Origin of the sequence: Zhihengliuella salsuginis, assembly GCF_014651715.1 — a bacterium.
GTDB classification, from domain to species: Bacteria; Actinomycetota; Actinomycetes; order Actinomycetales; family Micrococcaceae; genus Zhihengliuella; species Zhihengliuella salsuginis.
The window spans coordinates 317,411-334,547 of record NZ_BMXK01000001.1 but is presented as its reverse complement, the minus strand read 5'-3'; the positions used below and the strand labels follow the sequence as shown (position 1 = coordinate 334,547).

The 17,137-nt window shown below is 69.8% G+C and carries 15 protein-coding genes; 7 read left to right on the top strand and 8 right to left on the bottom strand.

Features of this window, described 5'->3' with window-relative positions:
• Positions 1 to 73: 73 nt before the first annotated feature.
• Together IE069_RS01570 and IE069_RS01565 are read left to right on the top strand one after the other, a co-directional pair.
• Entirely contained in the window at positions 74 to 439 is a 366-nt protein-coding gene (locus tag IE069_RS01570) for an L-rhamnose mutarotase (protein WP_189348338.1), read from the top strand.
• A 60-nt stretch (positions 440 to 499) separates the two neighbouring features.
• Positions 500 to 1,831: an MFS transporter gene (locus IE069_RS01565; RefSeq protein WP_189348337.1), complete on the top strand. Its 1,332-nt coding sequence runs from the start codon at positions 500 to 502 to the stop codon at positions 1,829 to 1,831.
• Positions 1,832 to 1,875: 44 nt separating this feature from the next.
• Here IE069_RS01565 and IE069_RS01560 read toward each other — a convergent pair whose 3' ends face one another.
• Entirely contained in the window at positions 1,876 to 2,877 is a 1,002-nt protein-coding gene (locus IE069_RS01560; RefSeq protein WP_189348336.1) for a helix-turn-helix transcriptional regulator, read from the bottom strand.
• 61 nt (positions 2,878 to 2,938) lie between these two features.
• Here IE069_RS01560 and IE069_RS01555 point away from each other — a divergent pair, with 61 nt between their 5' ends.
• The 3 genes from IE069_RS01555 (at position 2,939) to IE069_RS01545 (ending at position 5,219) form a co-directional block, all read left to right on the top strand.
• A complete protein-coding gene (locus IE069_RS01555; RefSeq protein ID WP_189348335.1) occupies positions 2,939 to 3,541 on the top strand; it encodes a DinB family protein in 603 nt (200 codons plus the stop codon).
• A 22-nt stretch (positions 3,542 to 3,563) separates the two neighbouring features.
• A complete protein-coding gene (locus tag IE069_RS01550) occupies positions 3,564 to 4,160 on the top strand; it encodes a DinB family protein (protein ID WP_189348334.1) in 597 nt (198 codons plus the stop codon).
• 231 nt (positions 4,161 to 4,391) lie between these two features.
• A complete protein-coding gene (locus tag IE069_RS01545) occupies positions 4,392 to 5,219 on the top strand; it encodes an endonuclease domain-containing protein (RefSeq protein WP_189348333.1) in 828 nt (275 codons plus the stop codon).
• 104 nt (positions 5,220 to 5,323) lie between these two features.
• Here the strand turns inward: IE069_RS01545 and IE069_RS01540 are convergent, their stop codons facing one another.
• Genes IE069_RS01540 through rhaI form a run of 3 tightly spaced genes read right to left on the bottom strand, consistent with a single transcriptional unit; the run spans position 5,324 to position 10,084 of the window.
• The gene (locus tag IE069_RS01540; RefSeq protein ID WP_373287778.1) at positions 5,324 to 6,826 is read right to left on the bottom strand and encodes a rhamnulokinase; all 1,503 of its coding nucleotides are present in this window, start codon (positions 6,824 to 6,826) and stop codon (positions 5,324 to 5,326) included.
• A gap of 10 nt (positions 6,827 to 6,836) precedes the next feature.
• Positions 6,837 to 8,873 (bottom strand): bifunctional aldolase/short-chain dehydrogenase, encoded by a 2,037-nt coding sequence (locus IE069_RS01535; protein WP_189348331.1) that lies wholly within the window; start codon positions 8,871 to 8,873, stop codon positions 6,837 to 6,839.
• A 44-nt stretch (positions 8,874 to 8,917) separates the two neighbouring features.
• Entirely contained in the window at positions 8,918 to 10,084 is a 1,167-nt protein-coding gene (gene rhaI / locus IE069_RS01530; RefSeq protein ID WP_189348330.1) for an L-rhamnose isomerase, read from the bottom strand.
• A gap of 214 nt (positions 10,085 to 10,298) precedes the next feature.
• Between rhaI and IE069_RS01525 the strand changes: the two genes are divergently transcribed.
• Positions 10,299 to 11,303, top strand: a complete 1,005-nt coding sequence (locus IE069_RS01525) for a LacI family DNA-binding transcriptional regulator (RefSeq protein ID WP_229790893.1) — start codon at positions 10,299 to 10,301, stop codon at positions 11,301 to 11,303.
• 36 nt (positions 11,304 to 11,339) lie between these two features.
• On the opposite strand, the gene IE069_RS01520 is transcribed toward IE069_RS01525, so the two are convergent.
• The 3 genes from IE069_RS01520 to IE069_RS01510 form a co-directional block, all read right to left on the bottom strand.
• Complete coding sequence (locus tag IE069_RS01520; RefSeq protein WP_189348328.1) at positions 11,340 to 12,611, bottom strand: M20 metallopeptidase family protein; 1,272 nt, start codon at positions 12,609 to 12,611, stop codon at positions 11,340 to 11,342.
• 88 nt (positions 12,612 to 12,699) lie between these two features.
• Positions 12,700 to 12,921 carry a PLDc N-terminal domain-containing protein gene (locus IE069_RS01515; protein ID WP_189348327.1) on the bottom strand — a complete coding sequence of 74 codons (222 nt, stop codon included), beginning with the start codon at positions 12,919 to 12,921 and terminating at the stop codon, positions 12,700 to 12,702.
• 149 nt (positions 12,922 to 13,070) lie between these two features.
• Entirely contained in the window at positions 13,071 to 14,399 is a 1,329-nt protein-coding gene (locus tag IE069_RS01510; RefSeq protein WP_189348462.1) for an MFS transporter, read from the bottom strand.
• A gap of 277 nt (positions 14,400 to 14,676) precedes the next feature.
• On the opposite strand from IE069_RS01510, the gene IE069_RS01505 reads away from it, so the two are divergent.
• Positions 14,677 to 15,612 (top strand): LysR family transcriptional regulator, encoded by a 936-nt coding sequence (locus tag IE069_RS01505; protein WP_268245162.1) that lies wholly within the window; start codon positions 14,677 to 14,679, stop codon positions 15,610 to 15,612.
• 139 nt (positions 15,613 to 15,751) lie between these two features.
• Here IE069_RS01505 and IE069_RS01500 read toward each other — a convergent pair whose 3' ends face one another.
• Positions 15,752 to 16,639: a hypothetical protein gene (locus IE069_RS01500; protein ID WP_189348325.1), complete on the bottom strand. Its 888-nt coding sequence runs from the start codon at positions 16,637 to 16,639 to the stop codon at positions 15,752 to 15,754.
• Positions 16,640 to 17,137 lie beyond the last annotated feature (498 nt).

Sequence of the window (17,137 nt, the reverse complement as noted above, 5' to 3'; positions counted from 1 at the left end):
TGGTGAGCAAGATCCAGCGTGTTCCCGGTCTCGCGAATTGAATCGATTCACCATTTGATCGAAGGAGTTCAAAATGGGTGCGGACGCCACGAGCGGCATCGCCGGCCTGGTCCAGCTGGGAGCGGACGTCACGTCCACGCGCGCCGCCTTCCTGCTGCACGTCAAGCCCGAACGCCTCGCCGAGTACGTCGAGGTCCACCAGCGGGTCTGGCCGGAGATGCTCGAAGCCCTCAGCCGCCACGGCTGGCGCAACTACACGCTCTTCCTGCGCGAGGAGGACGGCCTGGTGGTCGGCTACTTCGAAGCGGACGACGTCGACGCCGCGCAGGCGGCCATGGGCGCCGACCCCGTCAACTCCGCCTGGCAGGCCGAGATGGCGCAGTACTTCGTGGAGGGCAGCGTCCAGGAGGCGCTCCTGCCCTACTTCCGCCTCGCCTGACCCTTCCGCCGCCGCGACGACGCGGCCGGCGCACGCGAAAATCTCTCCAAAGGAATTTTGATGTCCACCAAACCCAAGGTCACCGGCTGGAAGGCGACGATCGCCGTCGCCATGTCCAACTACATCGAGGCCGGCTCGATCATCGCCCTGGCCACCTCGCTCGCGTTCTGGCAGGAGTACTTCGGCTTCTCCAACCTGGTGATCGGGCTCGTCGCCGCGGTCAGCGCCAACGCGTTCGGCGCCGCCATCGGCGCCCTGCTCGGCGGCTGGGCCGGCGACCGGTTCGGCCGCAAATTCATCTACACGTACGACCTCGTCGTCTACATGCTCGGCACGCTGCTGGTCGTCTTCGCCACGCACCCGGCGATGCTGCTGACCGGCGTCGTGCTCACCGGCATCGCCGTCGGCGCGGGCGTGCCCGTCGCCTGGACCTACATCGCCGAGGAGGCCCCCGCCACCGACCGCGCCAAGCACGTGGGCTCGGCGCAGCTGGCCTGGTCGCTCGGCCCGGCGCTCGTCTTCCTCTTCGCGACGCTCGTGGTGCCGCTGGGCCTGCTGGGATCGCGCATCATCTTCGCGCACCTCTTCGTCGTCGCCTTCGTCACCTGGTGGGTCCGCCGGGGTCTCGGCGAATCCGACACGTGGAAGAAGTCGAACGCCGAACGCCTCGCCTCCGAGGCCTCGACCGGCATCAAGCGCCGCAACTACCGCGAGCTGCTGCTGAACAAGGGCAACGTCAAGGCCCTGCTGTTCCTCACCGGCGTCTACGCGCTCTGGAACCTGGTCGCCGGCCAGATGGGCATCTTCATGCCGCGCGTCTACGAGTCCGCGGGCGTCGAGTCCGCGACCAACCAGAACCTGCTCCAAGTCCTGCTGTGGACGTGCACGGTGGCCGCCACCTACTTCGGCTTCATGAAGTACGGCGACCGGGTGGACCGCCGCAAACTGTACGTGCTCGGCGCGATCCTCGGCATCGCCGCCTGGGTCCTGCTGGTCTTCGCGAACATCACCACACCGATGCTGATCCTCTTCGCCGTGCTGTGGGGCGTCTCCGCCGGCATCGGCGCGCAGGCGTTCTACGCCCTGTGGGCGGCCGAGATGTTCGCGACCAAGTACCGGGCCAGCGCCCAGGGCCTGCTCTTCTTCGTCGCCCGCATCCTGGTCGGCGTGCTCAGCTACTGGTTCCCGACCATGCTGGCCGAGCACGGCGTCGCGTTCGTGGGCGTCATCATGATCGGCCTGCTCGTGGCCGCCATGATCATCGGCTGGATCGGCGCCCCGAACACCAGCGGCCGCTCGCTGCAGGAGATCGAGGCCGAGCGCTACGGGGCCGCCCCGGGCGAAAGCCTCGACGGCGACGCCGACACCAAGGCCGCCGCCGGCAGCAAGTAGACCGGCGGGGCGAAGCCCCGGTCCCGACCAGCACCCCATTCCCCTCAAGGCTGGTCGGGGCCGGGGCTTTTCGCGTCCACGCCGTCTGCCATGTCCAGCAACCGCTGGCCCAGGCGCTGCAGGCCCGCCCCCGCGTCCTCCGGTTCCAGTATGCGCGCGGGATAGCCCAGCCGCGCGACGTGGAAGGCCACGAAGTCGGACGACGACGCCCCGGCCGCGAGCACGCAGGCGTCCGGCCCGTCGGGCTCGACCGTGGCGGCCGCCGCCGGCACCTGCGCCCGGACCGTCTCGGCCGGCGCCTCGATCCGGATCCGTGTCACCGCGGGGTAGGGCCGCTGCGCGATGGCCTCGCCTACGAATTCGACCGGATCGGGTGCGTCGCGCGCCGCGAATCGCCACCCCGTCCGACGGACCGGCCCCATGCGGTCCAGACGGAACGTGCGCCAGTCCTCGCGATCGACGTCGTACGCCATGAGGTACCACCGGCGGCCGGCAGAGACGAGACGGTACGGCTCTGCGCGCCGCTCCGCGAGGTCGGACTTCACTCCGTACGCCTTCTCGTAGGCGAACACGATCCGCTCAGGCGTCCGGATCGCCCGCGCGACCTCCACCAGGGTCTCGGAGGAGACGGTCTCGGCGGCATCACGGGCGCCGTCCAGCGAGACCGTCGACTGCACCACGGCGTCAACGGAGCCGCGCAGTCGCGAGGGCAGGACCTGGTCGAGCTTGGCCAGCGCGCGGACGGCGGCCTCCCCCACGCCCTCGACACCGCCTCCCGTCGCCAGGCGCAGGCCGACGGCGACCGCGATGGCCTCGTCGTCGTCGAGCAGCAACGGCGGCAGGGCGCGGCCGGCCTCGAGCATGTAGCCGCCGCCCACGCCCTGTTCGGCGCTGACCGGGTAGCCGAGTTCCCGCAGGCGCTGGACGTCGCGGCGGACGGACCGCGTCGTGACGCCCAGCTCGGACGCGAGCTCCGTCCCCGTCCAGACGGGGCGGGACTGCAGGAGATTGAGCAGGCGCAGGACGCGCTGCAACGTTTCGGCCATGTCCACAGCATGCCAGAAGTAGAGGACAGATTCTGTCCTCCATTCGCGTCAGAGTGGAGTCATGACACAGAACGAGGAACCCCAGGAAACGGCGGACCGGGGCTGGAACGAGCGGCTCGTCGAGCAGCTCGACTTCCACTGGCGAGCCGCGCTGCGCCCCCGGCTCGACGGCCTGAGCGACCACGAGTACCGCTGGGAGCCCGTGCCGGACTGCTGGAACGTCCGCCCGCGCGGCGAGAGCGGGCCACCCTTCGACGGCGCGGTCACCGCTGGAACAGGCGATTTCGCCATCGACTTCGCGTTCCCGGAGCCGACCCCGCCGCCCGTCACCACCATCGCGTGGCGGCTCGGGCACCTGATCGTCGGCGTGCTCGGGGCGCGGAACGCCAGTCACTTCGGCGGCCCACCCATCGACTATCCGACCCACGACTACGCGGGCACCGCCGCCGGCGCCCTGGAACAGATCGACACGGTCTACGAGCAGTGGACCGCCGGCGTGCGCGGGCTCGGCGAGGACAATCTGTTCCGCCCGTGCGGACCGGCCGAGGGGCCGTATGCACAGAGCCCGCTCGCCGACCTGGTCCTGCACATCAACCGCGAAGTCATCCACCATGGAGCCGAGATCGCGCTGCTGCGCGACCTCTACGCCCACCGGACCAGCTGAATCCGCCACGAAAGGAACCACCATGCCCGCCATGCCCGGCCCCGTCGCCGACGAGAAGTCCTCCCTGCTCGCCTTCCTGTCCCAGCAGCGCCAGAACTTCCGCACCATCGCCCACGGCCTGTCCGACGAACAGGCCCGCCTCACGCCGACTGCCTCGGCCCTCTCTGTCGGCGCCCTCATCAAGCACGTCACCGCCTGCGAAGGCAGCTGGGTCGAGCGGATCGCCGCCGCGCCCGACTACCCGGCGGCAGACTCGGTTCCCTTCGAGGAGTCCGTCGCCTCCTACGCGAACCAGTACCGGATGGACGACGCGGACACCCTCGGCGCCCTGCTGGCGGGGCTCGACGAGCAGGAGCGGATCACGGAGTCCGTCGTGGCCGTGGCGGACCTGGAGGCGCCCGTGCCCGTGCCCCGGAACGCGCCGTGGTTCCCCAGCGACATCGAGGCGTGGTCGGGCCGCTGGGTGCTCGGCCACCTGATCGAGGAGCTGTCCCGGCACGCCGGCCACGCGGACATCGTCCGCGAGAGCATCGACGGGGCCACGTGGTTCGAGCTCATGGCCGCCGCCGACGGTATGGAGGAGACTCCTTGGCTGAAGCCGTGGCAGCCTGCGGCCTGAAGGGTAGCTCAGCACAGAGCCACCACCCCTGCGGCAGCCGCGCCCATCGACGAGTGACCCGTTTCCAACCGTATTTCTAGCGGCATCGCGCGACTCCAACCGGCGCCGCTGTGGGCAGAACGGGTCACTCGTCCTCCACAACGGCGTACCCGAGCGCGGCACTCCACAAACGCGGGACTTCCGGTCCCGCGTCGCCCGTGAGCGGGCGAAGCTGGCCGCATGGACCCAGACATGTACCTGACCACCCCAGGCGTGGTCTACCGCCGGTCGTTTCTTGCCGCCGGATTCACGATCGCGCAATACCGCCGCCTCGCTGCCGAGCACCTGCTGGTTCGCCGAGGAATCGTCGTGCACCGCGAGGCGACACCGGCGCTGCGCACGGCAGCATCACTCGGCGGCGCACTGACGTGCGCCTCGGCCGCCGAGCATTTCGGGCTCTGGCTGAGAAACACACCGTCCGCCCTCCACCTGTCCTTCACTGGAGGTCGACCAGGCCGATCGGCCTCGGGCATCATCAGGCACCGCAGATTCGGCGACCGGCCACTGGCCGCCGATCCGCTACTTCCCCTGGCGGAGGTCTGCGCCCACGCGCTCGCCTGCCTACCACCGAATGATTCAGTAGCACTGGTCGAATCCGCAGTCGTGCTGCACAGCCTGTCCGTGTCAGCTGTCCATGCCCTGCTCGGCCATCGCCACGGCGCCGGCGCGCTGTCCGCGCTGAAAGAAGTCCGAGGCGACGCGGGGTCGATCCTCGAGGTCCACCTGCGCAGAGTGCTGGACAGTATGGGACTGCGCTATGAGACCCAAAGACTGATTCCGGGCGTCGGCCGCGTCGATTTCCTCGTCGAGGGATTCCTCATCATCGAGACCGACGGCTGGCAGTGGCACGGCAATCGGGAGCAATGGCGGCGGGACATGGACCGGGACGCTGCCAGCCTGAAAGACGGCTACGTCAGCCTGCACTTCCGCGCCGAGCAGGTCTGGAAGGCTCCCGAGTACGTGAGAACCAGCATCACCAGCGCCTTCGAGCGCTTCAGGTGGCTGCTGCGGAACAACTGAGTGACCAACAACCCGTTTTCAGCGTGATCGCAGAACGCAGATCCGCGGGATGACAACGCCATGACGCTTGAAAACGGGTTGCTGGAACTTCCGGCCAGGCCCGGCTACCGCTGCGGCTCGTAGCGGACCGGGTCCACGGCGATCGCGGCGCGTAGCCGGTTGAGACCGCCCTTGATCAGCCCCGCGGCCCGGGCCTGAACCAGCAGGTTGCCCTGCGCCGTGGCCTCGACCGGCCCGGCCACTACGGGCAGCCCGGTCGCGTCGGCCGTCAGCTGGCACAGCAGCGTGTTCTGCGAGCCGCCGCCGACGATGTGGATGACCTCCGGGTGTTTCCCCGCCAGCTCCGAGGCCTGGGCGAGCGAGGCCGCGTAGCCGGCGGCCAGACTGTCGACGATGCAGCGCACCGTGGCAGCCTGGTCGGCGTCCACACCGGAACCGAGCTCGGCGGGTGCTGCCGGCAGCTCTCCACCGCCCGCTTCGACCGCGGCCCGAAGGCGCTGCGGCATGTCGTTGGGCGCGATGAAGCCGGACGCGTTGGCATCGACCACCGGCCCGCCGGCCGGCAGCGCGGCAGCAGCACCCAGAAGATCGGCCAGCTCGCGCCCGCGCCCCTCCTCGGCCCAGGTGCGCGTGCACTCCTGCAGCAGCCAGAGACCGCCGACGTTCTGCAGGTAGCGAATGGTCCCGTCCACGCCGCGCTCATTGGTGAAGTTCGCGGCCCGGCTGGCCTCGGTCAGCACCGGTTCGTCCAGCTCGAGCCCGACCAGCGACCATGTCCCGGAGGACACGTACGCGAACTCGGCATCCCCGGCCGGCACCGCGGCCACGGCCGAGGCCGTGTCGTGCGACCCGACGGCAACCACGGTCACCGCCGGATCCAGCCCCGTTTCCGCTGCCACCTCGGGCCGCAGGGCACCGTAGGTCTCCCCCGGCGCGATCAGGTCCGCGAAGAGCTGCGGAGCGCCGATCGCGTCGAACACCACGTCCGACCAAGCGACCTCACGGGCGTCGAACAGCGCGGTGGTCGACGCGTTGGTCTCCTCCGTGCGTTCGGCCCCCGTGAGCCAGTACGCCAGCAGGTCCGGGATCATCAGCGCACGCTTGCCCGCCAGATCCTCCTCGGCCGCCAGCTGGTACACGGTGTTGAACGGCAGGAACTGCAGCCCTCCGATCGCGTACAGCCGCTCCGGGCTCAGCGCGCCGTGCACCGTCGGAATCACGGCGTCGGTGCGCGCGTCGCGGTATGCGTGCGGGGGCGCAATCAGCTGGCCCTCCGCGTCCAGCAGTCCGTAGTCCACGGCCCACGTGTCGATCCCGATGGACACCACGCGCTCGCCGCTCTGGCGCACGACGGCGGCAGCCGCTTCCAGCCCGGACTTCACCTGTGCGTAGATCGCCTCGGCGTCCCAATGCAGGGAACCGTCGATCTCGGTGACACCGTTCGGGAAACGGTGCACGACCTCCATCTCGAGCGTGCCTGGCGCCTGCCCGCTCGCGGCGGGCAGGCGGCCGATGATGACGCGGCCGGAGGAGGCGCCGATGTCCACGGCGATCATCACGGACGGTGACGCGGTCCCGGGCACGGGAGTCGGCGTCGTGGTGCTCACGCGCTGCCCCTTAGCGCAGGAACGCGGCGGCGACGCCGGCGTCGACGGGGATGTGCAGGCCGGTGGTGTGCGAGAGGTCCGCGCTGCAGAGCGCGAACACCGCGTTCGCCACATTCTCCGGGAGCACCTCGCGCTTGAGCAGGGTGCGCTGGGCGTAGAACTTGCCCAGGTCCTCCTCCTCGACGCCGTACACGGCGGCGCGCTTGGCGCCCCAGCCGCCGGCGAAGATGCCGGAGCCGCGGACGACGCCGTCGGGGTTGATGCCGTTGACCTTGACGCCGTGCTCGCCGAGCTCGGCGGCCAGCAGGCGCACCTGGTGTGCCTGGTCGGCCTTGGTGGCGGAGTAGGCGATGTTGTTGGGGCCGGCAAACACGGAGTTCTTGGAGGAGATGTAGACGACGTCGCCGCCCATCTGCTGGTCGATCAGCACGCGGGCGGCCGCGCGGGAGACCAGGAAGGAGCCCTTGGCCATGACGTTGTGCTGCAGGTCCCAGTCCTTCACGGAGGTTTCCAGCAGCGCCTTGGAGAGGGAGAGGCCGGCGTTGTTGACCACCAGATCCAGGCCGCCGAAGGCCAGAACGGCCTCGTTGACCGCGGCCTCGACCTCGTCCTCGTTGGTGACGTCCGCACGGACGCCCACGGCGACGTCGGTGCTGCCGATCTCGGCGGCGACGGCCTGAGCCTTCTCTAGGTCTAGGTCGGCGATGACCACGCAGGCACCCTCGGCGGCGAGCCGCTCGGCGATGGCCTTGCCGATGCCGGACGCGGCACCGGTGACCAGCGCGATGCGCGTGGCCAGCGGCTTCGGCTTCGGCATGCGGGCCAGCTTGGCCTCCTCCAACGCCCAGTACTCGATGCGGAACTTCTCCGACTCGTCGATCGGGGCGTACGTGGAGATCGCCTCGGCGCCGCGCATCACGTTGATGGCGTTCACGTAGAACTCACCGGCCACGCGGGCGGTCTGCTTGTCCTTGCCGAAGCTGAACATGCCGACGCCGGGCACCAGCACGATCGCCGGGTCCGCGCCGCGCATGGCCGGCGACTCGGCGTCCGCGTAGCGGTTGTAATAGGCCGCGTAATCCTCGCGGTACGCGGCGTGCAGCTCGGCCAGGCGGGCCTTGGCGTCCTCGATCGAAGCGTCGGCCGGCAGGTCCAGCACCATCGGCTTCACCTTGGTGCGCAGGAAGTGATCCGGGCAGCTGGTGCCCAACGCGGCGAGCTCCTCCAGGCGCTCCGAGCCCAGGAACTCGAGCACCTCTTCCGAGTCGGTGAAGTGGCCGACCTGCGGCTTATCAGTAGAGGCCAATCCGCGAATCACCGGGGCCAGCGCGGCGGCCTTGGCGCGGCGCTCGGACTCGCTCAGCGCACCGAAGCCGGCCTTCGCGGCACCAAACGGGTCCTTGCGGCCGTTTTGCGCGATGTACTGCTCCGCGGTACGGATGATGTGCAGCGAGTTCGCCTCGGACTCCTCGGCCGTCTCACCCCACGCGGTGATGCCGTGGCCACCCAGGATGCAGCCGATCGCCTGCGGGTTAGCCTTCTTGATCTCCGCGATGTCCAGGCCCAGCTGGAAGCCCGGGCGGCGCCACGGCACCCACACCACCTGGTCACCGAAGATCTCGGCGGTCAGTTTCTCGCCGTCCACGGCGGTGGCGATCGCGATGCCCGAGTCCGGGTGCAGGTGATCCACGTGCGCAGCGTCAACCAGGCCGTGCATGGCCGTGTCGATCGACGGCGCCGCACCACCCTTGCCGTGCAGGCAGTAGTCGAACGCCGCCACCATCTCGTCCTCGCGCTCCAGCCCCGGGTAGACGTCCACCAGCGCGCGCATCCGGTCCAGCCGCAGCACGGCCAGCCCCTTCTCCTGCAGGGTGCCGAGGTCGCCGCCGGAGCCCTTGACCCACAGCAGCTCCACGTTCTCCCCCGTCACCGGGTCCTGTTCGGTTCCCTTGGCGGACGTGTTGCCGCCGGCGTAGTTGGTATTGCGCTTGTCGGCGCCCAGCCGGTTGGAGCGGGCGATCAGCGATTCGACAGTTTCGTTGGTCATGACTTCTCTCGTATTCGTTCGGATAGTCGTCGCGGCAGGAGGACTCAGGCGCCCCAGCTGGCCTGCTGGCCGCCCTGGCGGTCGGTGTTGATCTTCTCCTGGTACCCGGAAGCGGCATACGCGGCCATCGGGTCCCCGGGCAGCCCGCGGGACTCGCGCCAGGCGGCCAGCGCCGGGCGGACGTCGGTGTAGAAGGCGTCCATGAAGATCTGGTTGGCGCCGAGGACGTCGTTGGACGTGCGGGCGGCGGCGAGCGCCTCCTGGTCGACGAGCAGCGCGCGGGCCGTCATCTCCTGGACGTTGAGCACGGACCGGATCTGGCCGGGGATCTTCTCCTCGACGTTGTGGCACTGGTCCAGCATCAGGCCCAGGTCGGTGCCCTCGTCGAGACCGCCGCCGCGGACGACCTCGGTCATGATGCGGAAGAGCTGGAATGGATCGGCGGCACCGACGATCAGGTCGTCGTCGGCGTAGAAGCGCGAGTTGAAGTCGAATGAGCCGAGCTTGCCGAGGCGCAGCAGCTGCATGACGATGAACTCGATGTTGGTGCCCGGCGCGTGGTGGCCGGTGTCCAGGCAGACCTTGGCCTTGTCGCCGAGGGCCGCCACCTGGGCGTAGGACGTGCCCCAGTCCGGAACGTCGGTGTGGTAGAAAGCGGGCTCGAAGAACTTGTACTCGAGCACCATGCGCTGGTCGTCGCCGAGGCCGGCGTAGATCTGCGCGAGGGACTCGGCCAGCGCGTCCTGGCGCTGGCGCATGTCCTGCTGGCCCGGGTAGTTGGTGCCGTCCGCGAGCCAGATCTTCAGATCCCTGGAACCGGTGGCGGTCATGATGTCGACGCACTCGAGGTGGTGCTCGACCGCGGCGCGGCGGACGGCCGGGTCGTGGTGGGTCAGCGAGCCGAACTTGTAGGTGTCGGCCTGGAAGGTGTTGGAGTTGATCGTCCCGATCTCCACCCCCTGGTCGGCGGCGTAGCGGCGCAGCGCCGCGTAGTCGTCCACCTTGTCCCACGGGATGTGCAGTGCGACGGCGGGGGCCAGGCCCGTGCTCTTGTTCACCTGGGCGGCGTCGGAGATCTTCTCCTCGACGGTGCGGGGCGTGCCCTCGGTGGCGAACACCTTGAACCGGGTGCCGGAGTTCCCGTAGGCCCACGACGGGACCTCGATGGCCAGGCGGTCCAGCTGCTTCTCGATGGCGGACAGGTCGGTCATGGCGTGTGCCTCCTGATGTGCGCGGGCGCCGGCGACAGTCGTCGTCGCGACGCCCCGCCCACGTCTGTTTGCGGTTGATTCGGCTGAGCGATTCGCCCCTGGCCGCCGCGGGCCCCGGAAGGCTGGCAGGTCTCAGCTTTGAATCGTTTCATTGCTACGATTCAAATGTAGGATGGACCACAGGTACTGTCAAGGAGAACCCCACTCAAGGAGCATCGTGAGGACAGCCAGCGTCAAGGACGTAGCGGACCGCGCCGGAGTCTCCGTCGGCACGGTCTCCAACGTGCTCAACAACCCGGACCGGGTCGCCGAGCGCACCCGCGAGCGCGTCCAGTCGGCCATCGCGGACCTCGGGTTCGTGCGGAACGACGCCGCCCGGCAGCTCCGCGCCGGGCACAGCCGCACGATCGGCCTGGTCGTCCTCGATGCCGCCAACCCGTTCTACGCGGCTCTGGCCCGGGGCGCCGAGGAGGAGGCGACCCGCCACAACTTCTCCCTGCTGCTGGCCAGCAGCCTGCAGGACGCCGACCGCGAGCACCGCTACATCGACCTCTTCGAGGAGCAGCGCGTCCAGGGCCTGCTGCTCAGCCCCGTGGGAGAGACCGCGGCCCGCGTCGCGGACCTGGCCGGCCACGGCGTCAGCACGGTCCTCGTGGACCGCGACGCCGAGGCAGAGACGTACGGCTCCGTCTCCGTCGACGACGTCCACGGCGGCCGCATCGCCGTCGAGCACCTCCTGGAGACCGGGCGGCGGCGGATCGCGTTCGTGGCAGCCGAGACGGAGCTGCGCCAGGTCGCGGACCGCTGGCGGGGCGCCCGGGACGCCGTCGCGCAGGAGCCGTCGGCGGGCGCCTCCATCGAGCTGGTGGAGGCCCACTCCCTGACGACCCTCGGCGGGCGCGCGGCCACGCTGTCGCTGCTCGAGCGCGAGCCGGCCGACATCCCCGACGCGATCTTCTGCGCGAACGACCTGCTCGCCACCGGCGCCCTGCAGGCGTTCATCATGGACGGGCGCTACCGCGTTCCCGACGACGTGGCGCTGGTCGGCTACGACGACATCGAGTTCGCCTCGAGCGCGATCGTGCCGTTGACGACGATCCGCCGTCCGGCCGAGGAGCTCGGCCGGACGGCGGTGCGCATGCTCCTCGGCGACACGGCCAGCGAGCACACCGTCTTCCGGCCGGAGCTCATCGCCCGCGCCTCGACCGGCTCCCGGTAGCACCCCGGGCGGGACCGCTCCCGCCGGGCCGGCCGCTCACACCCCGCCGCGGGCGATCGCGTCGAGAGCCAGCTGCGCGTAGAGCGCCGCCCCGTCCGGCAGGACGTCGTCGCTGAACACGGCGCGGGCGGAGTGGTTCGCCGCCACCGCCTGCGGATCGGCGCCGGCCGGGCAGGCCGAGAGGAACAGGTAGGCTCCGGGGACCTCCGCGAGCACCCGGGAGAAGTCCTCGGAGCCGGGCACGGGCCGGGGCAGCTCGACGTGCCGCCCCTCCCCCAGGACGGCCCCCACGGACTCGCGCGCAGCCGCCTCGCACCCCGGGTCGTTGACGGTGGCCGGGTACTGCTGCCGGTACACCGCTTCCGCCTCCAGCCCGTGGGCTGCGGCGACCCCCTCGACCACGCGGACGGTCTCGCGGGACAGGCGTTCGCGGGCGACGGCCGAGAAGGAGCGGACCGTCGCCTCGATCCGCGCGGTCTCGGGAATGACATTCGGGCGGGTTCCGGCCTGGAGGACGCCGACGGTGAGGACTACCGGGTCGAACACGTCGAAGCGGCGGGTGACCATGTTCTGCAGGGCCGTGACGGTCTCGGCCGCCGCCGGCACGGGGTCGAGGGCGGCGTGCGGCGCCGAGCCGTGGCCCCCGGTTCCGTGCAAGGTGACCTCGAGGTTGTCCGAGGCGCTCATGACGGGACCGGGCCGTGAGGCCGTCATCCCGCCCGGAAGCATCCCGGTGACGACGTGCATCGCGAACGCGGCGTCGGGGCGGCGGCCGGCGGCGCCGAGGACGCCCTCGCGGATCATGACGCCGGCGCCGTCGTGCCCCTCCTCGCCCGGCTGGAACATGAGGACGACGTCGCCCGACAGGTCCGCTCGGCGGCCGGCGAGCAGGCGTGCGGCGCCGAGAAGCATGGCGGTGTGCAGGTCGTGTCCGCAGGCGTGCATCGCACCGTCGATCCGGGACGCGTAGTCGAGTCCGGTCTCCTCCTGCACGGGCAGGGCGTCCATGTCCGCCCGCAGCAGGACGGTGCGTCGCGGGCCCGCGCCCGTTCCGCGCAGGACCGCGGTGACGGACGTGGTCTCCGTTCCGGTCGCGAGTTCGAATCCCAGCCCGCCGAGGGCGTCCAGGACCTTCCGCTGCGTGCGGGGCAGGTCGAGGCCGAGTTCGGGCTCCCGGTGCAGCGCGTGCCGCAGCTCGGTCAGGTCCCCGGCCAACGCACGGGCCTCCGCCAGGAGGGCGGACGGTTCAGGGGTGCGCCCGGAGGCCGTACGGGCGGGATGCTGGGGGACGGTCGCGGTCTGCGACATCGCATTTTCCTTTCCTTAGGCAACTATCTGCCGGCGGAAAACGCTACCCCTCCTCCCTGACAAGCGGCTGAACAGCTCGCCGCGGGGCCTACTTCTTCAGGCGCCCGAAGGCGAGATACGCCAGTGGTCCGACGAAGTTCGCGAAGCTTCCGGCGACCCAGGCGGCCTTCGGGCCCCGCACCTCCGACTGCGGGCGCTCGGACAGGTCCCGCAGCGCGACGAACTGGAGCGCCACCTGCGCGGTCCCGAGGACGAACATGCGCCACTTCTCGCAGCCGGTCAACTCGGACCACGTCTTCTTGCGTGCCATGGGCGCCATCTCCTCATTCGTCGTTCGCGTCGCTGGTTTCTCCCCCAACCCTATGCGGAAAGACCCGACGACGCAGCGCGGGCCCGGCCGAACGGCCGGGCCCGCGCGGGCAGCTCAGGCGAGCCGCGTCGTCGTACGGATGGAGGCGGTCAGGCCTTCTCCTCCACCGCCGCCGGGATCTGGCGCTTGTCGGTGACGAGGGCGCCGATGGCCTGCTCGGCCTCGTTGCTGATCGACAGGTTGATGCCGCTGCGGTCGCGGATGAGCGAAACAGCGATCAGCGAGATGACCGTCAGCGCCAGCAGGTAGGCTCCGACCGAGTTCGTGGTCCCGGTCTGCTGGACCAGGAAGACCGCGATCGTCGGGGCGAAGGCACCTCCGACGATGGAGCCGATCGCGTAGGAGATCGAGACTCCGGAGAAGCGGATCGACGCCGGGAACATCTCCGAGTACAGGGCCGCCTGGGCTCCGTACGTGCCGCCGAGGCCGATCGCGAAGAACGTCAGGCCGACGTAGAACATCGCGATGTCGCCGGTGTTCAGCAGCCAGAAGAGCGGGAAGATCGCCACCCCGAGGACGAGGTGGCCGAGCTGGTAGACCCGGACGCGGCCGAACTTGTCGGACGCGATCGCGGTCAGGTAGGTGGCGATCGCCCAGATCACCGCGCCGTAGGTGACGGCGTTGAGCACGTCGGTGCGGTCGAGACCGACCTCCGTGACGGCGTAGCTCTGGATGAAACCGCCCGTGGCCATGTAGCCGGCGGCGTTGCACGCGGCGAAGACGAGGGCCGCGACGACGACCAGCGGGGCGTGCTTGCGGAAGAGCTCCACAACCGGGACGGAGGACTGCTGCTTGTGCTCGGCGATCTCCTGGAAGACCGGGGACTCGTCCACGGCCCGGCGGATGATGTAGCCGAGGATGATCAGGACGAAGGAGAACAGGAACGGGATGCGCCAGCCCCACTCGACGAAAGCGTCGCCGGGAGCGATGACACCCGACATGAGCGCCATCATGGCGGAGGCCAGCACGAGGCCCAGGGGTGCGCCCAGCTGCGGGAAGGACCCGGCGCGGCCGCGGCGGCCCTTCGGCGCGTGCTCGACGGCCATGAGGACGGCGCCGCCCCACTCGCCGCCGGCGGAGAGGCCCTGCAGGATGCGCAGCAACAGCAGGATGATCGGCGCGATGATGCCCGCGTCAGCATACGTCGGCAGGAGTCCGACGGCGGTCGTCGCGCCGCCCATGACGACGAGCGTGAGGACCAGCATCGCGCGGCGGCCGATCTTGTCGCCGTAGTGGCCGGCGAGGAACGCGCCCAGCGGGCGGAAAAGGAAGCTGATGCCGACAGAGGCGAAGGCGATCAGGAGCCCGAGCTCTTCGCCGACCGGCTCGAAGAACGCGCCGGAGAAGACAAGGCCCGCGGCCATCGCGTAGATGAAGTAGTCGTACCACTCGACCGTGGTGCCGACGAGGGTGGCCATCGCCACGCGGCGCTGGTTGGCCCTCTCCGAATGATGGGTCGCTTTTTTCACGGGTTGCTCCTCGGTGCCGGCCACGCGGCCGGCCGTCGTCCTTGACGGATGAAGTGATCAGTAGCGAATTGCCCCGGTCCCCCGGGTCGAACCACCGGCCCCGTTCCCCGGGGCGGCCGTCCCTCAACTCGTCGTCAATTGAGTGTGGCACAGCTCACCACATCGGGTAAATTGGATAGATCAGGAATAATACTGAAGCTGAACTGAAGAAAGAGGTGAGCGGGCGATCCTTCCAGACAAAAACGACCGAACGGTCGGCAATCTTCGCGTCACGCTGCGGCAGCTGGAGATGATCAGCGAGCTGCCGTCGCATTCGACGCTGTCATCAGCCGCCGCCGACCTCCGGATCTCGGAGTCGGCCCTCTCCCAGGCCATCACCCAGGTGGAGAAGGCGGTCGGCGAGCACCTGTGCGTCCGCCGCAAGGGCCGCGGCCTCCAGCTCACGCCGGCCGGACGGCATTTCGCCGCGCAGGCGAAGAAGATCGTGCACGCCTCCGAGGAGCTGATTCTGAACCCCTCGCAGGGCAGAACGTCCTTGCGCGGCCCGGTGCACCTCGGGTGCTTCGCATCCCTCGCGCCGCATCTCCTGCCGCCGATCCTCAGCGAGGTCCGCTCGCTCTACCCCGAGATCGACCTGCAGCTGACCGCCGGCACGCACGACGAACTGCTGCCGCAGCTGGAGGCCGGCCACCTGGACGCGATCCTCGCCTACGATCTGCACCTGCCGGGCGGATTCACCAAGCGCCACCTCTACTCCACGCAACTCGAGGCCGTCCTCCCGCAGGACCACCCACTGACCGGGCAGAAGTCGGTGTCCCTGGCCGATCTCGCCGACGAGGACCTGATGCTGTACGGCACCAACCCGAGCACCGCGACCGTGCACACGGCGTTCGAGGCGGCCGGCCTGAAACCCAAGGTCGTCATGACCGTGCCGCAGATGATCCTTGCCCGCGAGCTCGTCGCCCGCGGCGTCGGCTACACCGTCCAGATGTCGAGGCCGCGCGAGCACCAGCTCAGCCTCGAGGGCCGCCCGTTCGCGATCCGCCCCATCGAGCCCACGGCCGGGTCGACCGCAGTCGTCGCCGTCTGGCCGATGGGCATGCGCCTGACTCCGCGCGCAAGCGCTGTGCTCGACATCGCCGCCGAGACCAGCATCTTCTGACCACCAGGTGGGCGCCGCGCAAACCGGCGGGCCCGCGGACCTCCCCCCGCTGAAGTAGGAGCGGCCGGTGCCGCTGGCACCGACCGCTCCTTCTGCGCTTTCCCCACCTGAACCGGGTTCGGGAACCGGCCGGGAAACGCTAGACCTCGAAGTCGCCGTATCCTCCGCCGTCGCCGCCGAATCCTCCAAATCCGCCACCCTCGCCGCCGAATCCGCCGCCGTCGCCGCCGAACAGACCGCCCAGGAGGCCTCCGGCCTGATCCGTCAGTCCCTCTCCGGCTGCAGAGATCTCTTCTCCGGCTCCCGCGACACCGTCGGTGAGGCCCTCGGCCGCGCCGGCGACATCCTCACCCATGCCCGCGAAGCCGTCCAGAAGCGGCCCGGCGACGGCAGTGCCGATGAAGGCGCCTGCGACACCGCCCAATAGGCCGGCCCCCAGCCCGCCGGCCGCGCCTGCTGCCAGGCCGCCCATCCCCGGCCGGCCGGAGCGTCCGTTGCCGAGCATCTTCTCCATAAATCCGGGGCGTGAGACCTCGGCGCGCGTGGCCGCCCTCGCGAGATCCTTCGGCTGGTCGGTCGCGGGCCGCTCGGTGGCCGGGAGCTCTTCGGCGAGTTCCGACTGCAGCAGCGAGCGCTGCTGCGGCGTCAGCCTGGAGAACGCCTCGGTGTGCGCTCGCTCCATATCCTCCGGCGGCGCGGTCCGCAGCATGTACTTGTATTTCGCGACTGCCGCCTGGTCCTCACGGGACACCCCGTCCTGCCCCGCGGGTGCCGCGTTCCGGTTGGACGGCTGGCCCTGGCCATAGCCTTGCGGCTGGTTGCCGTAGCCCTGTTGCTGGTTCCCGTAGCCGGGTGCGGACCCGCGCTGCGGCTGATCGCCGTAGCCGCGGTTGCCGTAGCCGGTGCTGTCCGCGCCGTAGCCCTGCTGCCCGCCGCGCTGCCCGCCGTTGCCGCTGCCCTGACCCAGCTGCTCGCGGACATAGTCGCCCGCCATCTTCTTGCCCTTGCGGATCAACTTGTCGAACATCGCCACAGTGCGGCCTCCTCGTTCTCGGGTTGCGGCACGGCTCGCGCCGCGCCTCTCCCCCGTTAAACTCGCGGGATGCCTTCAGTGTTCCCGATAGAACTCAGTCCGCGGTACGTCTATTGACAACTCGAGAGCCTGCGCATCAGCAGCTTTTCCGCCCGCGAGGTCATCCGCCCGCCTGCGCCACCAAGATCGTCGCGGTCTCGAGGCCCAGGAACTCGTCGCCCGAGGTAACGCTTCCTATGATGGGCGCACTTCGGCCACCAACATGATCGTCGCCGGGGGCGGCGATCGAGGACCAGATACAACATGACCCGTGCACCTTCAGTCCAGTAGAACTCGATTCTCAACTAGTCCGAAGCCGCCTGAGCCGTCGCTTTCGCAGCCGTGACCGCATTCACGGGCATCAGTCTCATGGGCCCAATTCTGCCCACCCTGTTCTCTGGCGAACTCGACGCGACGCAGGCCCAGGAAATGCAATTCGTCGCACTCGGAGAG

What these genes read in the sequence shown, in the direction of transcription:
- IE069_RS01555 (WP_189348335.1), top strand. Translation starts at nt 2,939, where the DNA reads ATGACACAGAACGAGGAACCCCAGGAAACGGCGGACCGGGGCTGGAAC.
- IE069_RS01570 (WP_189348338.1), top strand. Translation starts at nt 74, where the DNA reads ATGGGTGCGGACGCCACGAGCGGCATCGCCGGCCTGGTCCAGCTGGGA.
- IE069_RS01545 (WP_189348333.1), top strand. Translation starts at nt 4,392, where the DNA reads ATGTACCTGACCACCCCAGGCGTGGTCTACCGCCGGTCGTTTCTTGCC.
- rhaI (WP_189348330.1), bottom strand. Translation starts at nt 10,084, where the DNA reads ATGACCGACCTGTCCGCCATCGAGAAGCAGCTGGACCGCCTGGCCATC.
- IE069_RS01515 (WP_189348327.1), bottom strand. Translation starts at nt 12,921, where the DNA reads ATGGCACGCAAGAAGACGTGGTCCGAGTTGACCGGCTGCGAGAAGTGG.
- IE069_RS01565 (WP_189348337.1), top strand. Translation starts at nt 500, where the DNA reads ATGTCCACCAAACCCAAGGTCACCGGCTGGAAGGCGACGATCGCCGTC.
- IE069_RS01520 (WP_189348328.1), bottom strand. Translation starts at nt 12,611, where the DNA reads ATGTCGCAGACCGCGACCGTCCCCCAGCATCCCGCCCGTACGGCCTCC.
- IE069_RS01560 (WP_189348336.1), bottom strand. Translation starts at nt 2,877, where the DNA reads ATGGCCGAAACGTTGCAGCGCGTCCTGCGCCTGCTCAATCTCCTGCAG.
- IE069_RS01500 (WP_189348325.1), bottom strand. Translation starts at nt 16,639, where the DNA reads ATGTTCGACAAGTTGATCCGCAAGGGCAAGAAGATGGCGGGCGACTAT.
- IE069_RS01510 (WP_189348462.1), bottom strand. Translation starts at nt 14,399, where the DNA reads ATGGCCACCCTCGTCGGCACCACGGTCGAGTGGTACGACTACTTCATC.
- IE069_RS01535 (WP_189348331.1), bottom strand. Translation starts at nt 8,873, where the DNA reads ATGACCAACGAAACTGTCGAATCGCTGATCGCCCGCTCCAACCGGCTG.
- IE069_RS01550 (WP_189348334.1), top strand. Translation starts at nt 3,564, where the DNA reads ATGCCCGCCATGCCCGGCCCCGTCGCCGACGAGAAGTCCTCCCTGCTC.